Origin of the sequence: Alteromonas sp. AO-Serp (genome assembly GCF_017849675.1) — a bacterium.
Lineage (GTDB): Bacteria > Pseudomonadota > Gammaproteobacteria > Enterobacterales > Alteromonadaceae > Alteromonas > Alteromonas macleodii.
Genome location: NZ_JAFLMX010000159.1, coordinates 1 through 15,535, shown reverse-complemented (window position 1 = coordinate 15,535; position 15,535 = coordinate 1). Strand labels below are relative to the sequence as shown.

11 protein-coding genes and 1 pseudogene are annotated in these 15,535 nt (G+C 44.0%); 5 read left to right on the top strand and 7 right to left on the bottom strand.

Annotation, left to right across the window (positions count from 1 at the left end; all coding sequences use genetic code 11):
* The 3 genes and pseudogenes from QVA83_RS11450 to QVA83_RS11440 all read left to right on the top strand — a co-directional run.
* Positions 1-368 (top strand): annotated as a pseudogene (locus tag QVA83_RS11450) (xanthine permease XanP); the annotation flags it as partial.
* Positions 369-609: 241 nt separating this feature from the next.
* On the top strand, positions 610-3,045 hold the full coding sequence (locus QVA83_RS11445; RefSeq protein WP_156078201.1) for a TonB-dependent siderophore receptor: 2,436 nt from the start codon (positions 610-612) through the stop codon (positions 3,043-3,045).
* Between the two features lie 131 nt (positions 3,046-3,176).
* Positions 3,177-4,313 (top strand): purine nucleoside permease, encoded by a 1,137-nt coding sequence (locus QVA83_RS11440; protein ID WP_156078200.1) that lies wholly within the window; start codon positions 3,177-3,179, stop codon positions 4,311-4,313.
* Positions 4,314-4,327: 14 nt separating this feature from the next.
* On the opposite strand, the gene QVA83_RS11435 is transcribed toward QVA83_RS11440, so the two are convergent.
* The 3 genes from QVA83_RS11435 to QVA83_RS11425 form a co-directional block, all read right to left on the bottom strand.
* On the bottom strand, positions 4,328-6,331 hold the full coding sequence (locus tag QVA83_RS11435; protein WP_156078199.1) for a hybrid sensor histidine kinase/response regulator: 2,004 nt from the start codon (positions 6,329-6,331) through the stop codon (positions 4,328-4,330).
* 159 nt (positions 6,332-6,490) lie between these two features.
* Positions 6,491-7,411, bottom strand: coding sequence for a diguanylate cyclase (locus QVA83_RS11430; protein WP_069944084.1), 921 nt, complete (start codon positions 7,409-7,411; stop codon positions 6,491-6,493).
* Between the two features lie 220 nt (positions 7,412-7,631).
* Positions 7,632-9,737: a two-component system response regulator gene (locus QVA83_RS11425; RefSeq protein ID WP_061485531.1), complete on the bottom strand. Its 2,106-nt coding sequence runs from the start codon at positions 9,735-9,737 to the stop codon at positions 7,632-7,634.
* Positions 9,738-9,922: 185 nt separating this feature from the next.
* On the opposite strand from QVA83_RS11425, the gene QVA83_RS11420 reads away from it, so the two are divergent.
* Positions 9,923-10,285: an Hpt domain-containing protein gene (locus QVA83_RS11420; RefSeq protein WP_156078198.1), complete on the top strand. Its 363-nt coding sequence runs from the start codon at positions 9,923-9,925 to the stop codon at positions 10,283-10,285.
* A gap of 65 nt (positions 10,286-10,350) precedes the next feature.
* On the opposite strand, the gene QVA83_RS11415 is transcribed toward QVA83_RS11420, so the two are convergent.
* Complete coding sequence (locus tag QVA83_RS11415; RefSeq protein WP_014976199.1) at positions 10,351-11,349, bottom strand: adenosine deaminase; 999 nt, start codon at positions 11,347-11,349, stop codon at positions 10,351-10,353.
* Positions 11,350-11,671: 322 nt separating this feature from the next.
* Between QVA83_RS11415 and QVA83_RS11410 the strand changes: the two genes are divergently transcribed.
* A complete protein-coding gene (locus QVA83_RS11410; RefSeq protein ID WP_014949076.1) occupies positions 11,672-13,003 on the top strand; it encodes an NCS2 family permease in 1,332 nt (443 codons plus the stop codon).
* A 107-nt stretch (positions 13,004-13,110) separates the two neighbouring features.
* Here QVA83_RS11410 and QVA83_RS11405 read toward each other — a convergent pair whose 3' ends face one another.
* The 3 genes from QVA83_RS11405 to QVA83_RS11395 form a co-directional block, all read right to left on the bottom strand.
* Entirely contained in the window at positions 13,111-13,368 is a 258-nt protein-coding gene (locus QVA83_RS11405; RefSeq protein ID WP_014949075.1) for a hypothetical protein, read from the bottom strand.
* Between the two features lie 100 nt (positions 13,369-13,468).
* The gene (gene puuE, locus QVA83_RS11400) at positions 13,469-14,398 is read right to left on the bottom strand and encodes an allantoinase PuuE (protein WP_075176335.1); all 930 of its coding nucleotides are present in this window, start codon (positions 14,396-14,398) and stop codon (positions 13,469-13,471) included.
* A 1-nt stretch (position 14,399) separates the two neighbouring features.
* Positions 14,400-15,044: a TetR/AcrR family transcriptional regulator gene (locus QVA83_RS11395; protein WP_014949073.1), complete on the bottom strand. Its 645-nt coding sequence runs from the start codon at positions 15,042-15,044 to the stop codon at positions 14,400-14,402.
* Between the last annotated feature and the right edge of the window lie 491 nt (positions 15,045-15,535).

The window sequence follows — 15,535 nt, the reverse complement described above, 5'->3', positions numbered from 1 at the left end:
TGATGGTACCAGAAGCCCTTGCTGAATTGCCTTCATGGCTGGAAAACATCTTACTTTCCCCAGTAACCTCGGCCGGACTCACCGCCGTCATTCTTGATTTAACCTTACCAGGAAAAAAGCCCCTTGCTTCGCCGCTCGCTAATGCACAAAAAGTAGAAAGCAGCACTGGCGTTGCACAGGACAACCCTGCTTACGAGCCTATTCAAAACCCAAAGCCAGAAAGTAGCCGTAGGGCGCCGAAAGTACTCAATGAAAAAGCCTTTGTAAACCATGAGGCTGTTAAGCACTCAGCACACTCGACATCCATTTTAAGTATAGACGGACAACCGGGCGTAGCCTCTGCTCTTTTTAGTGCAAAAGCTCGCTAAAAATCACCTTAAAAGTGCATGCATTTATGCGATTGAGTTTATTTACATAAAAATAACAATATAAGAACAATATTATATATTTTTATCCCTATAATTCAGCAACTTAAGAGAAGGTTAAAAGTTGACCAACTGGACAAGTAGTTGGCACTCATCCTGCTAACTCTCTTGCCAATAACAAAACGCATATAAAAATGCGTGAAAAGAGCCCTAAAAAGGGGCAACTAAAAATAACGAGGAAACCATGAAAAACACTACATTCAATTTATCTCCTCTAGCAAAAGCTTTTGCAATGACTACCGCGGTCGCGCTATCGTCGCAAGCTTTTGCTCAAGAAGAGACAGAGGTTAAAGAAAAAGATGTTGAAAAAATTCAGGTAACAGGATCCCTTGGGAGCCTTCCTGGCCAAGACGTTGAGTCAGTTTTTGGCTTTGGCAAATCTATTCTCGAAACGCCTCGCTCAGCGTCCACGATTTCTCAAGAGCAAATGGAGCGCTTCAACGTTTCAGACATTGATGAACTCGTCGCGTTCGCACCAGGTACATTCACACAGTCCTTCTTCGGTGTTGCAGGCTCTCTGGATGTGCGGGGCACGCCCGGGGAAACTTACTTCCGCGGTGTTAAGCGCTTAGACAACCCAGGTAACTACCCTACGCCTATTGGCGCGTCCAGCCGAATCGACATCGTTCGTGGCCCAGCATCACCTATTTACGGCCCATCAAAAATTGGTGGTTATCTGAACTTTAATCCCAAGTCTGCCCGTGCGTCATCGGGGCAGTATTTAGATGCACCAACAGGCGCGTTGTCTTACACAACGGGGTCGTGGAACAAAAGCATTTTAACCGCAGAAGTTGGCGGACCGACTAGTGTTGCCGGTAAAGAAATGGGCTATTACATATACGGTGAGCTAGAAAACTCTGACAGTTACTACGACAATACTCAGACTGATCAAACCGTACTTCAAGCATCATTTAATATCGATATTACCGATAACCTTCGCTTTGAATTTGGTGGTATGTACCACGACTACGATGGTAACCAAGTGGCCGGCTGGAACCGATTAACTCAGGAGTTAGTTGACGACGGAACCTATATTACAGGTACAGCTCAACCATTAGATACGGACGGCGACGGTCAAATCAGTCACGAAGAATATGCTGAAGTCGCCGACTTGATTTCACCGTTTATTTTCACGCCAGCTGTCCCATTAGATTCGGTTACAGGCGACTTTTTCGATCCTCTAATGGCATTACAAAACCCAGGTACTACGACCTTAAGTGGTAGCCAAACTTTGGTAGCACCTGATGACCAACTTGGTAACGAAGCCATAACGCTCTACTTCGACACCATTTACTACACAGATAATTGGGAAATTCGCAACCAGCTTTTCTATGATGCATACGACAACATAAACGAAAATGCTTATGGCTTCTCACAATTCCATGACAGCTGGGTTATAGAAGACAAACTAATTTTTGCGACAGAATATGAGAACGACGGACTATTAGCGCAATTTCAATTTTCACCATCTGTCCGCTATACCGACTTTGAGCACGGCGATGACTTCACTTACGAGTTCTTTAATCGTCGCGACCTAACCATGCCGTCTTCAGCGCTCGATCGCCGCCTTTTGTCTACCCGCTCGGGTAAAAACTACGACAACTATGACGTAGGTAATTACTTAGACTTAGGCATTGCTGCAATGACCGATTTAACTTGGGACTGGGGTTTAAACTTAGTACTAGGTTTACGATACGACACTATTGACATTGAAAGTACATCGCGTACGGATTTACTTTTGGGCGCTACTGGAGATGAAACACCAGTTTATGCTGAAGAAACCGTAGATGGATGGTCTTGGAACGCAAGTATTTCATATGAGTTTGAATTTGGCCTTATTCCTTATATCACTGCAGCAGAGCAAGCTACCCTTGTTGCAGGCCAGGGCGCCGAGATTGGTGTTGGCCAACTCAATCAACCTGGTGGTGGTGGTGCATTCGACACCTCTGAGCTGATGGAATACGGTATTAAAGGTTCTCTCGTTGACGATACACTCTATTTTGCCCTTTCATTCTTTGAGCAAGAGCGTACCGACTTCAATACTCAGAATACGGTCACCAACAACACAACCAATAACGAAGGCACCGAATTTGAACTTCGTTGGGTAGTCAATGAGAACCTTGTTGTTTCTGCTGGCTATACAAATATAGAAGTTATTAACTTAACTGCACTTGCCAATGGAAACCAATTTGGATTCTTAGGTGCTGACGATTTAGTTGCTCTTGATGATCCTTCGTTAATTTTTGGCGGGAACGTAGTAGGTCTTAACCTTGTTGGTGAAGGAGAAACAAACTCTGACGGACGAAAGGCCGGTATTCCTGAAAATATTTACACGCTGACAGCAACCTATGACTTCCAAAATGGTTATGCTGCCAACGTGAGTATTGTGGATGTGGATGAGGTCGCGTCTGGCTACTCAGCTGCAGTAACACTTCCAGCCTACACGTTAGTCAATGCTGGCTTGTCATATCAAGCAGAAGATTGGTCGATAAACTTAACCGTTAAAAACTTAACTGACGAGCGTTATTTCCGCTCTAACTTCCCTGATCTATTTGGTAGTCAAATTGTACTACCTGAACTACCGCGTCACTGGAATGCTAAATTTACTTACTCATTCTAAGTTCGCATACTCTTTGAGCGTGGTCGTGCCTCATGTGTAGATTGAACGTTCGACACACGCTCTCAGGCCTGTAAGTTTTTTCGATAAGAAGCCCAGTTTGATAATGCTGGGCTCTTTTTTAGGAGTACTAAATGCATCTTTCTTATTATCCACTGCTTAAACAAAAACGGTCTGCCTTTTTCAACGCTTTGCTTATATTGGCTATGTTTTTGGGTTTCTGTAGCAGTAGTTATTCTGCCAGTGTTAAAACCAATGACGCTAAGCCGCCAATGAAAGTGAAAGTTGTTGTGGTAAGTATGTTCGAAATTGGCAGCGACGAAGGCGACGCGCCTGGTGAATTTCAATTGTGGAAGGCTCGCCAGAAACTCACAACCCAATACCCTTTGCCTCATGGCTTTCACGATATTTACGCCAACCCTGATACAGGTGTAATCGGTATGGTTACGGGAATGGGCATTGCGCGCGCTTCAGCAGCAATAATGGCACTAGGTCTTGATCCTCGCTTTGATTTATCCCAAGCCTATTGGTTGGTTGCAGGGATCGCGGGAGTCGACCCAGCGGATAACACCATTGGAAGTGCAATTTGGACCGATTACGTAGTCGATGGCGACCTAGCACATCAAATTGACGCTAGAGAAATTCCGTCTCAGTGGAGTACGGGTTATTTCCCCCTCTTCACTCATGCGCCCTTTGAAAACGCTGACGCTGTAGACGTAAACAACAGCCCAAATGGCGAGGTGTACGCGCTGAACTTACCGTTAGCAAAGTGGGCCTATTCGTTGACAAAAGACACCAAGCTTTTAAACAACGAAGCGATGGATGCACTGAGAGCCAAGTACACCAATTCAGCTAGTGCTAAAGCACTTCCAAATGTATCTATGGGTGCGCATTTATCTGCTTCTACCTTTTGGCATGGCGAAAAACTAAATACGTGGGCAAACGATTGGGTAGCATACTGGACGCAGGGCAAAGGAAATTTTGTTACCTCGGGCATGGAAGACTCAGCAACACTTCAAAGCTTGAGCTACTTGGACAATGCAGGGTTAGTCAACAAAGACCGCTTACTTATTCTTAGAACGGCGAGCAATTTTACCATGCAGCCACCATCATTGAGCGCTGCGGAGAACCTAAAGTTAGAGAGTTCTGGCGATGGATATGCAGCAATGGGAGCCGCTATAGAAGCCGCCTATAAAGTCGGCTCACAGGTGACAGACTATATTGTAACGCATTGGGAAACCGTAAAAGATACGCCCCCTTCAGCGGAATAAACGCACTTTAACCTCTACGCTGTCACTGATTTAGCATTTAGTGCATGGCGCACCTGAAGGGTAACGTCATTTTGTACCACGGGCTTGGCAAGAAAATCGGCCATGCCCGCATTGCTACAATTAGTTTTATCTTCAGGCGTTGTATTTGCTGTTACAGCCACAATACGACCGTGTTTGGGCAATAAGTTTTCTTGGACAATAATCTTAGTCGCACTTACCCCATCGAGCACTGGCATAGCGCAATCCATAAATATAATGTCGTATTTTTTAGCTCGGGCCATTTGAACGGCCACTTCGCCATTTTCGGCTTCATCTGGAAGGTAATTGAACTTCTCTAGCATGGATGCAAGCACGAAACGGTTTATATCGTTGTCATCAACAACCAAAACGTTAAGAGGAACGCTAAGCAAGTCTGAAGAGAGGATAACGTCAATCTGCTTTTCTTTATCTAAAACTGCCATTTCTACAGGTATAGCAATATCGAAACAGGAGCCTTTCCCTGCGCTTGACCGCACTTCAAGCTCGCCATCCATTTTGCCAACAAGTTGATTGACGATAGACAACCCTAAACCGTTTCCATTTAACTCTTCAGAGGCACTGGCGGTGTCGTTTTGAAATGGTCTAAAAATACGTGATAAAATTTCATCACTCATGCCCACACCAGTGTCTTCAATTGACGCAAGTAAGATAGGCACATCGCCTTGATGCTTCAACGTAACTTGCACCGAAATATACCCTTTCGGCGTAAATTTAACCGCGTTCGATAGTAAATTTGTAATGACTTGACTGATTCGGGCGGCATCTCCATGAACATAAGTGTTTTCGTCAAAAGACAGCACCGCGTAAAGCCTTACGCCTTTCTCTGCGCATTTTGTTTTAAATACATCCAGGATATCTTCAATTAACGACCGCGCACAAAAGTCGCTATATTTTAGTGAGAATTCGCCATTAATGATGGAAGTGTAATCCAAAACATCGTTTATAAGAGACAATAAGCGGTCTGCGCTATGAAGCGCCACATCCGCTTTACGCATTCGCACATTTTCTTTATTTTCGAACTTGATCGCCTGCAGCATACCGGTAATGCCATTAAGCGGCGTCTTTAATTCGTGGCTTATACGGGATAACAACATGCCACGTTCTTTAGACGCAGCTTCGGCTTCTCTTCTTCTCTCATCCAATTCGAGTCTAAGTTGCACCGACTTGTTTACGTTTTGGCAAGTCCCAAACAAACGAATACACTTTCCTTGCTTCATCTCAGCCATGCCGTGGGTTTCTATCCAAACCGAATTACCTTTGGCGGAGACAAGTTCAAGCGTTGCACTCCACGGTTCACCCGTTGCGACCGTGTGGGAGACAATGCGGTTTATCTCATCTCTATCAAACCCCTCTTTGTAGAAGTTGATAGCTGTTTCTAATGTGGGTACAAAGTCTTCTGAGACTTCGTGAATAAGCCGAGTTTGTGAAGACCAGCTAAGTGCATCAGTGGTCAAATCAACTTCCCATGTGCCTATGTTCGCTACACTTTGTAACTTTTCGTACAACGTGTTTTGATTGGTCTCTGCTTTTTCGAGATGAAACTTATCCAACATCACGCTCAGGCAATCGTCTAACAGCGACAGCTTGTCGAGGTTTACCGACTGTTCCGGGCACGCATTAATAAAGACTAAGCAGACTTGGCTTCCATCTAGGGTATGAACACGGCCTCGAATGTATTTTTCGGCATTAAAATAAGTAGAAAACCATTGTTTAAATGCAGTAGAACACTTAGCGCTGTTTACAGGGAAACAGTTGTCTACAGGCACACAGGTAGAGAAAGAAGGGACCGACTTAAAGTTGGGTGCATACGCCGACGAAGCTTTAACCAATATATTAACTGTCTCTTCGTCCAGCTGTAAAAGTAAACCTTGAAACACGCCAAACGAATCGCAGCCTCGCTGTACCAAACTGGTTAGCGATGCCTTCAACTGGTGTTCCAGTTTCACATTCAAACTCGATTGTTCGTCAAAATAAACCATGGTTCGCTACCCAAGCGTAAAGACCACAAGATTCTTGCCGCCTTGCTCGATTCATGCACAGCGGCCCCGCATTTATAATGATAGCTTGGGATTTGAATACGGGATATTAAACAATAGGCTAGAAATTCTATTTTTATGATGGGAAATTGGGCTGTGGCCTCAGCCCTTGGCTTGGTTTCGCCCTAATTCTTTTGCTTCAAACAGTGAAATGTCAGCGTCTTCTATAAGCGCAGCCACATCGTCTTCAACCACATCCGTAGCTTTCCAAACTGCAAAGCCTGCACTTATTGATACGCGGTTTTCTATCCCTTTACCATGTGGAATTCTTGCATTGGCGACAGCCTCAACAAGCTGATGTGCCACTAGCTTTGTGCCCTGATGGTCGATATAGGGGAGGACAACTAAAAACTCTTCGCCGCCAAAGCGAATAACGGCATCTTTCGGCCGTTTAACCGTGTCCGATACAATTTGCGCCACTTTTTGAAGACAAATATCGCCTTCGAGATGCCCGTACGTATCATTGAAAAGCTTAAAATAATCGATGTCGATCATTATTGCTCCAACTGTACCTTTGTCTCTCGCAACTTGCTTAATAAGTAACGGAATTTCCTTGGTTAAATACATGCGATTGTACAAACCCGTTAGCTGATCGTGAAATGTCATCATTTCAAGGAATTCGGTGCGAAGCTTATTTTGCAGATGTGTTTTGATGCGATGCGTCAACGTAGAAGCGTTAACCGGTTTCATGACAAAGTCTGACGCCCCTACTTCCCAGCACGCATTTTCACTCTCAATATCCATTGTAGACGTAACGAAAATGACAGGGATATGATTCGTTTCAGGCGAGGCTTTTAAGGCTGTGCAAACGTCTAGACCATCAATATCTGGCATATTCATGTCCAGCAGAACTAAATCCGGCAAATTTGCTTTACAGTAAGATATGGCTTCTTCTCCCGACTCGGCTGTAGCACAGGTAAACACCGACTCTAGGATGGATTCAAGCAGCATACGACTCATCGGCTCATCGTCCACAATAAGTACATTACACTCTGCGTAGGGTTTTATTTCATTTCGATTCATCGGGTACTTTTATTGTTACTACACCAAGGTGACCATTCTCGCTTCCGTTGTTTCTGCTTTTACAATATCAAAGTAATAACAACGTTTTACGCAAGTCTAACACCTTACATCCAAATTTGTATCGAAAAGTCAGCTAGTTTGCTTCCAAGTAGGTATGGTTTGAAAGACAAGGTTATAAAGAAGGTCTATCGATAGCGTTCTACACGCAGCCGAGTAAACCTTACGCAACTTGGCAATCATCGATGAACTTTGTGAAGAAATCCGCCATCGCCATAGGGCGACACATAAAATACCCCTGCCCTAAGTGACACCCAAGTGCTTTGAGCGCGGCAAAATGAGATTGGGTCTCTATACCTTCGGCAACAATGGTTAACTCTAAGCTTAATGCTAAATGCACTATTGCCGTTACGATATCATGTGCCTGCTGTTCTTTATCCATATCAATAACGAAAGAGCGATCTATCTTAAGCACATTCAATGGGAACTGACGCAAATAAGAGAGACTTGAATAGCCCGTACCAAAATCATCCAACGCAATAGTAACGCCCAATGAAGCCAAGTCGTTCAGGATATCTCGGGTTTGTACAAAGTCGTGCATTAGGGCTGATTCTGTTACCTCCAATTCTATAGACGACGCGGCGATACCCGCTTCGTTGATAATTTCAGCAACTTCTTTTGCGAAGCCTGGGTTTGAAAGCTGTTTAGCAGCTACGTTTACCGCCACTTTGAAGTCTTGCCCCAATTCGTTGCATTTAGCGACAAAATCACAGCTTTTTTGCAACACTTGCTTTCCTAACTGATGTATTAGTCCAGTCTCTTCTGCCAGTGGGATAAACTCATCAGGTCCAATAACTTTACCATTTTCGTCGAACATTCTGACTAAGCTTTCCGCACTTAATACTGTGCTATCGTCAAAGTTATATTTTGGCTGTAGATAAATGGCGAGACTGTCGTTCTCGATAGCATTTCTAAGCTTTATCTCCATCTCCACACGATGATGCATGGCATGCTGCAGGTCTTTTGAAAAGAAACTGAAAGTGTCTTTGCCTTTTGATTTAGAGCGGTACATCGCTGAGTCTGCATGGCGCATCATCTCTTCCGCATTAACAGCATCTTGGGGATAAAGGCTAATTCCAATGCTTAAGCTAAGTTGATGGGCCTTACCGTCTATATCAATGGGCTCTCTGCCCGCCTGCAAACACGCCATAGCAATACTGTCTGCACTGTAGCCCGAACCAATTTCAGTAAGTAAGCAGGCAAACTCATCGCCACCCACGCGGGCGAGCGTAGCGCTTTCTCCAACAACCTTTGCAAGGCGCTTTGCAATAGACGCAATAATATAGTCGCCGACTTGATGCCCCAGGCTGTCATTGAGATACTTGAAATTGTCGATATCGATTAACAGTAACGCTATGCTTTGCTTAGAGGTAAAACAACGAGTGATAGCCTGAACAACTCTATCGTGCAGCAGAACTCGGTTTGGCAGGCCCGTTAGCTGATCATGATTGGTTAAATGTGTCATTTTCACTGCCATTTCAATGGCTTCTGACACATCTTGGAAAACGATAACCGCGCCAGACAGATGGCCATCCTCATCAATAATCGGTGACGCTGTATCTTCTACCCTGAATACTTGATTGTGTCGGCTTACCAGCGTGGCGTTATAAGACATAGCTACCGGACGCATCACTTCTAGTGCGTAAAGAGCGGGGTTTAAAAGACACTCATTTGTCGAGGCATCTCTTAAATTCATAACCTCATCGATAGGTTTGCCAAGGGCTTCCGTTTCACTATAACCGGTTAACCTTTGCGCTACCGGGTTAATAAACGTTACATCCCCTGCTGCGTTAATTGAAATAACGCCGTCAGCTATAGATTTGAGAGTAATAGCAAGCTGCTTTTTCTCTGCTTCTAATTCGTGATTAACACGAGCAAGCTTCGTTTTTTGGTCCTGAATAGTGAGATGATTTCTCACTCGCATCTGGCACAACCCAATATCAATGGGCTTGGATATAAAGTCTATGGCACCTAACGACAATGCCACATGTTCATTTTCCGGATCGCTATGGGAAGTGACAAAGATTACTGGAATAGCAGCCGTTTCTGGACACGCTTTTAACTGCTTGCAGACCTCAAAGCCAGATAGCTCAGGCATGCTTATATCTAGAACAACCAAATCAGGAAGTTGTGCTTTTATCACCGAAAACGCATTCGCGCTTTGCGAGACCGTAACAACCTTTGCTAGAGATTCTACTGCACTTTCTAATAACAAGAGTGTTGTTGGTTCATCGTCAATGATGACTACTTTCTGTGTCTCATTATCCATGAGAAATACCACACTGTGAAACTAATGACAGAATAAGTATCGCCTGAGATACGTAAAAAAAAATTAGTCTTTCGTCTAGGTTTTGCCGGTTTATGAACCGTTGTATGCTAAGCGGCTGAACTTGCTGTTTTTTGTTTAGAACATTTATTGTACACTGGCATAACGCTTCAACTACGGTGGCACATATGGACACATCTAACTCAAACGATACGCCCACTCGAGAACAATTATGGAACCGCGATGCCGCAATAAGCAGGCTGGGTGGAAATGAGGGGTTATTGAACCGTATTGTTGAAATGTTCCTTGCGCAAATAGAACAAAAACAACAAGCACTTCAAAGTGCAGCGACCGCATTAGATGTTGAAGCCGTTAGATTCAACAGTCATGCTATGAAAGGTGTGTCGGGCGATGTAGGTGCCGATGCCATTCGGGAAAAGGCATCGTCTATTGAAAACAAAGCCAAGCAAGACGATTTAAGCGAAATCGTTCAAGACATCGCAGAATTAGACAGTTTGATTAAGCAAACTATTGCAGCCATGAAATCGTAAAATCACATTAGCTCCTCGCATTAATCGCCAGAAGCTAACTCGACTATCTTCCGCTCCTCGCCTTGCTAGGCTGAAAGAACCTTTTCAACAAGCTGGTTTTTCTGCTCTTGCGGCAAAAAACTTGCCTTAAAGCTATTTGCTACCAACGTACGAATTGTTTTTTCGTCAATACCCAGAGACTGGTGCAACGCTTCAAAATTGTCATTTAGGAAGCCACCAAAATACGTAGGATCATCAGAGTTAACCGTGACCAGAAGCCCAGCATCAAGAAGCTGGACAATATTGTGGTCTTTCATATCATTTATCACACACAGCTTGAGGTTACTTAACGGACAAACAGTAAGTGGAATTTGTCTTTCTTTCAAGAGATCCATAAGCGCCTCGTCTTCTTGGCAGCGCACACCGTGGTCAATACGATCGACGTCCAATAGCTCGATGGCTTCCCAAATGTAAGATGCCGGTCCTTCTTCTCCAGCATGGGCGACAATTTTAAATCCCAGAGCTTTGGCTTTTTTGAATACGCGTTCGAATTTTGACGGCGGATGACCAAGTTCGGAGCTATCTAACCCTACCGCTGTAATGTGCTCGTAATAAGGCTCTGCTGCAGAAAGCGTATCGAAGGCAGCATCTTCTGGCAAATGGCGAAGGAAAGACATGATTAAATAGCTACTGATACCGTATTCATCTTTTGCTTTTTCCATCGCCTTCAAAAAGCCTGGCATGAAAATATCGAAACCTATGTCACGCTCTGTATGGGTTTGCGGATCAAACATAATTTCTGTGTGGACGATATTGTCCTCATGACACCGCGTTAAGTATTCCCACATTAAAGCAAAGAAATCATCCTCATCGCGAAGCACGCCCGCCCCTGCATAATATAAGTCAAGGAAGCTTTGTAGATCTTCAAAGTTATACGCCGCTTCTATCTCTTCCACGCTAGCATAAGGAAGTGATACACTGTGCTTTTCAGCTAGGCGCCACATAAGTTCAGGCGTTAAGCTACCTTCTATATGCAGATGCAGTTCGGCCTTTGGAATGTTTTTAATTATTGATGACAGCGACATGGCCCCTCACTTATTTGCACCACAACAATGCAATGGCATTTAATTGGTGCGTAATAGTTTATCTTTAATGCTATCTGTAAACGAGTTCTATTGCTCATTTAGGTTTTCTTTGCGGTTTTTTTGACTTCATCTATGTTGATTACTAACCGTTTGGCTGGCTTTGTGCTGCCTGGCTAGTGACCTTGAGTCACGCAATGTCTATTAATTAGTCATTGTACTGAAAAGTAAGTTAGCACAAAACACACCAACAAGTTGACTAATTGGTCAGTTTATTGCTTTCAACGCACAAAACACACAATGAAATACTAACAGAGAACTCTTGATGTCCAACAACGTAATCGAACGGCTATTTAAGCTGCAGGAACACGGAACAACAGTAAGAACAGAGATCATTGCAGGACTTACTACGTTCGCAGCCATGTCTTATATACTCGTGGTGAACCCAGGTATTCTTGGGTTAAGTGGCATGCCCGTAGAGGGCCTAATTACAGTGACAGCAATAGCGGCGTGTATTGGCACTTTAATGATGGCGCTAATGACTAACTACCCTATTGCGTTGGCACCAGGTATGGGCTTGAACGCCTTTTTCGCGTTTACCATTTGTCTTGGTCGTGAAATCCCATGGGAAGCAGCGCTTGGAATTGTTTTCTGGAACGGCATTCTCTTTTTACTCCTCTCTCTTACCGGAGTTCGAACCAAAATAGCCGAGTCTATACCTCCTTCTCTTAAAATCGGCGTGCAGTGTGGCATAGGTTTGTTCATTGCCTTTATCGGCCTTAAAAATGCTGGGCTGATTGTTGATAATCCTGCAACCTTCGTACAGCTTGGCGACCTTTCTGAGCCAGCAGTAATGTTAGCTCTCATCGGCATTATTTTTACTATTGTTCTTATGGTGAAACGCGTTACAGGCGCTATCTTAATCTCTATCGTAACACTCACCTTAATTGGTGCTTTTATCCCCACTGAAAACGGTACCTTAACTGCAACGCCTTCTGCTGTAGTTGGCATGCCAGAATCTATTTCAAACACTTTTATGGCAATGGACTTTTGGTACCCAATTGATCACCTTGCTGAAACGTGGGACCTCATTTTCGCACTTATGTTTGTGAACATGTTCGATACCATTGGCACCTTAATCGGCGTATCTCGAAAAGCCAATCTACTTACTCCCGAAGGCAAGCTACCGAAAATTGGCTCAGCAATGACAGCCGATGCATCAGCGAGTATTGCTGGCGCATTAGTGGGTACATCTCCAGTAACTAGCTATGTGGAGTCCGCTACGGGCGTATCGGCGGGCGGCAGAACCGGGCTTACCGCAGTAGTGGTTTCTGTCTGCTTCTTACTCTCGCTATTTTTAACACCGCTAATGAAAGTTATCCCGCTAATGGCCACTACGCCAGCGCTATTGATGGTAGGTATTTTAATGATGGAATCGATTCGACAGGTTGATTTCGACGACTTAGGTGCGTTAGCCACTGCTTCTGTTGCACTTATCGCCATGCCGCTCACATTCAGCATTAGCGAAGGCATTGCCCTTGGTTTTATTACTTATGTTGGCATTAAGGTAGGTACGGGAAAATTTAAAGAAGTAACACCGCTCACTTATGCACTGGCGATTGTTTTCTTATTACGATACTTATTGGATTTAAAATAATTCAACGGCGCTTATTGCGTGCCTGTAAGTTAACGCTTTAGATACAAAAAAGGTGGCTTTCAACGCCACCTTTCTTATTAAACTAGGCAAGTGAAAAAGATATACGTTTACTTCAATCCATCGTAAGTGAAGGTAACGGCTTTATCACCCATAAATACGATTTTAACGTGCTTACTGTCTTCATTGCCCCATGTACATGCCATGGTACCCATTGTTTTTCCGCAGTTGTCAGCTGAACCCAGAATTGCTTCAACTTCGTCCTGAGACATACCCATTTCTAATTTATCGTAGTTTTCTTTAGTCAGCTTTGAGCATGCTGTCAGCGCTAGCGCCCCAAGGGCAATAATGGCTAGTTTTGTTTTCATGGTTTTGTCCTTTATTAAGTGAAGGCGATAGCGCTCCATTTGTTTCACTTTCGTCTCTTCACTTTACTGTACTTCAAATATAGTAGGCGTACTGTAAACGCTACGTACGCGGCTTGTCACCACCATCTTTAGGATGAAGCTCCAACCAGTGACGGGCAATTTGCTCTCGTGTCGCTAGCCATACTTTATCATGAGACTTAACGTACTCGATAAAGCGCTTAAGTGCGGCGAGTCGAGCAGGCCGTCCTATTATGCGATTATGAAGGCCGATAGATAGCATCTTAGGCGCTTCTTCTCCTTCTTCATACAACACGTCAAACGCATCTTTTAGGTAGGTGAAAAACTGTTCCCCACTGTTGAAGCCCTGAGGCGTGGCAAAGCGCATATCATTGGTGTCTAATGTGTACGGCACCATCAATAACGGCTTGCTGTAATGGCAGTCGTAGTAAGGTAAGTCGTCAGCATATGAATCGGCGCAATATAAGATATCGTCGCGCTCTGCAATCAACTTCAGCGTATTCGGACTCGTTCTTCCTGTATACCAACCTACAGGTTTACTGCCCGTTAACTGTTCATGAAGAATAATCGCCTCATCAATTTGTTTACGCTCTTGCTCTTCGTCCATGTCTTGATAATGCACCCAGCGCATGGCGTGGCTGGCAATTTCCCAACCTGAATCCATCATGGCTTTTACGGCGTCAGGGTGTCGTTGCATAGCCATAGTGACGCCAAACACAGTAACGGGAATGTCGTATTTATTAAGCAAACGGTGTAAACGCCAAAACCCTGCACGACTGCCGTATTCGTAAATAGACTCCATGCTGAGGTGGCGATCTTTATACGCTTGTGCGCCGATAATTTCCGATAGGAATATTTCTGACGCCTCGTCACCATGAAGCACGCAATTTTCGCCACCTTCCTCGTAATTTAATACGAACTGAATCGCGATTTTTGCGTCGCCCGGCCACTTTGCGTGAGGTACATGTTGACCGTAACCAACCAGATCACGAGGGTAAACAGACTCTGTCATGCTACACCTCGAAGTTTTCTGGCACAGATAACCCACAGCCACCGAGCACGAGTTTTACCACTTGTTTTGTAGCGTCTTCAAAATCTGATTTTGTCATCTTTTTACCGCGTAGACGGGTTATTTGCGCAGAGAAGTCAGCATAGTGCTGGGTACTCGCCCATATTGTGTAAAGCAAGTATTCCCCTTCAACAGGTGGCAGTTTGCCGGCCTTTACCCATGCATCAATAACCGCAAGTCGCCCTTTCATCCAAAGCGCATGCTCTTCATCAAAGTAGCCACTTAAGTTTTGTGCACCATTGATAATTTCCATCGCAAAGATCTTAGAGGCCATTGGATGCGTTCGCGACACTTCCATTTTCTCGGCGATATAATTGGCGAGTACCTCGGCAGGATCATCTTCTACTGTGGCTTTATCAAAACGTGAGTTCCACAGCGAGAGGGTTTCTTCTAGTACCGCTACGTAGAGCTCTTGTTTTGTTTTGAAATAATACAAAACGTTAGTCTTAGGAAGTCCTGCTTCATCAGCAATTTTTTGTACTGCTGTGCCTTTGAAGCCAAACTGTGCAAAACATTTTTCAGCGGCTTGGAGTATTTTTCTTCTGTTCATAGCGCCAACGCCAGCGTCAGCACTTTTTACCTTCATCATTATTATTAAAATTCCTTTGCAATCTACTTTGCAAGCGCACGGGCAGTATAAATGCTGCATGCCTTTTCGATAGGTTAGCATTTATTGCCGACGAGTTGCTATGCTCTTATAGATCATACATACCCTATGCAGGGAGTGTTAACCATACTAAAACACGAATTACGCGAATAGTTCAAAACCTTGCACGAATCTTGCCTTATTCTTTATTAACAAATCGACGTAGTGCTTAGCAAAAGAAAAATAGAAAGGTATCACTTCTTTTTTTCCAATCAAATTTGCGCAAAATCATGGCCTTTTAGAACTCGGCCTTTTTTTATAAGCAATAAATTGACCAAATGGTCTACTTTTATTGAAAAAATACAGCTATATTAATGAATACAAGAATGAATATAACAAGAAGGTGTGAGTATGATTCGCTTTCTAATAAATAACGATGTCGTTGAATTAAATGAAGCGCGGGCCGACCTCACCCTTCTACAATTTATTCGCGA

Bases quoted from the DNA above. Each gene is read 5' to 3' on its own strand.
- QVA83_RS11445 (WP_156078201.1), top strand. From the start codon at position 610: ATGAAAAACACTACATTCAATTTATCTCCTCTAGCAAAAGCTTTTGCA.
- QVA83_RS11440 (WP_156078200.1), top strand. From the start codon at position 3,177: ATGCATCTTTCTTATTATCCACTGCTTAAACAAAAACGGTCTGCCTTT.
- QVA83_RS11435 (WP_156078199.1), bottom strand. From the start codon at position 6,331: ATGGTTTATTTTGACGAACAATCGAGTTTGAATGTGAAACTGGAACAC.
- QVA83_RS11430 (WP_069944084.1), bottom strand. From the start codon at position 7,411: ATGAATCGAAATGAAATAAAACCCTACGCAGAGTGTAATGTACTTATT.
- QVA83_RS11425 (WP_061485531.1), bottom strand. From the start codon at position 9,737: ATGGATAATGAGACACAGAAAGTAGTCATCATTGACGATGAACCAACA.
- QVA83_RS11420 (WP_156078198.1), top strand. From the start codon at position 9,923: ATGGACACATCTAACTCAAACGATACGCCCACTCGAGAACAATTATGG.
- QVA83_RS11415 (WP_014976199.1), bottom strand. From the start codon at position 11,349: ATGTCGCTGTCATCAATAATTAAAAACATTCCAAAGGCCGAACTGCAT.
- QVA83_RS11410 (WP_014949076.1), top strand. From the start codon at position 11,672: ATGTCCAACAACGTAATCGAACGGCTATTTAAGCTGCAGGAACACGGA.
- QVA83_RS11405 (WP_014949075.1), bottom strand. From the start codon at position 13,368: ATGAAAACAAAACTAGCCATTATTGCCCTTGGGGCGCTAGCGCTGACA.
- puuE (WP_075176335.1), bottom strand. From the start codon at position 14,398: ATGACAGAGTCTGTTTACCCTCGTGATCTGGTTGGTTACGGTCAACAT.
- QVA83_RS11395 (WP_014949073.1), bottom strand. From the start codon at position 15,044: ATGATGAAGGTAAAAAGTGCTGACGCTGGCGTTGGCGCTATGAACAGA.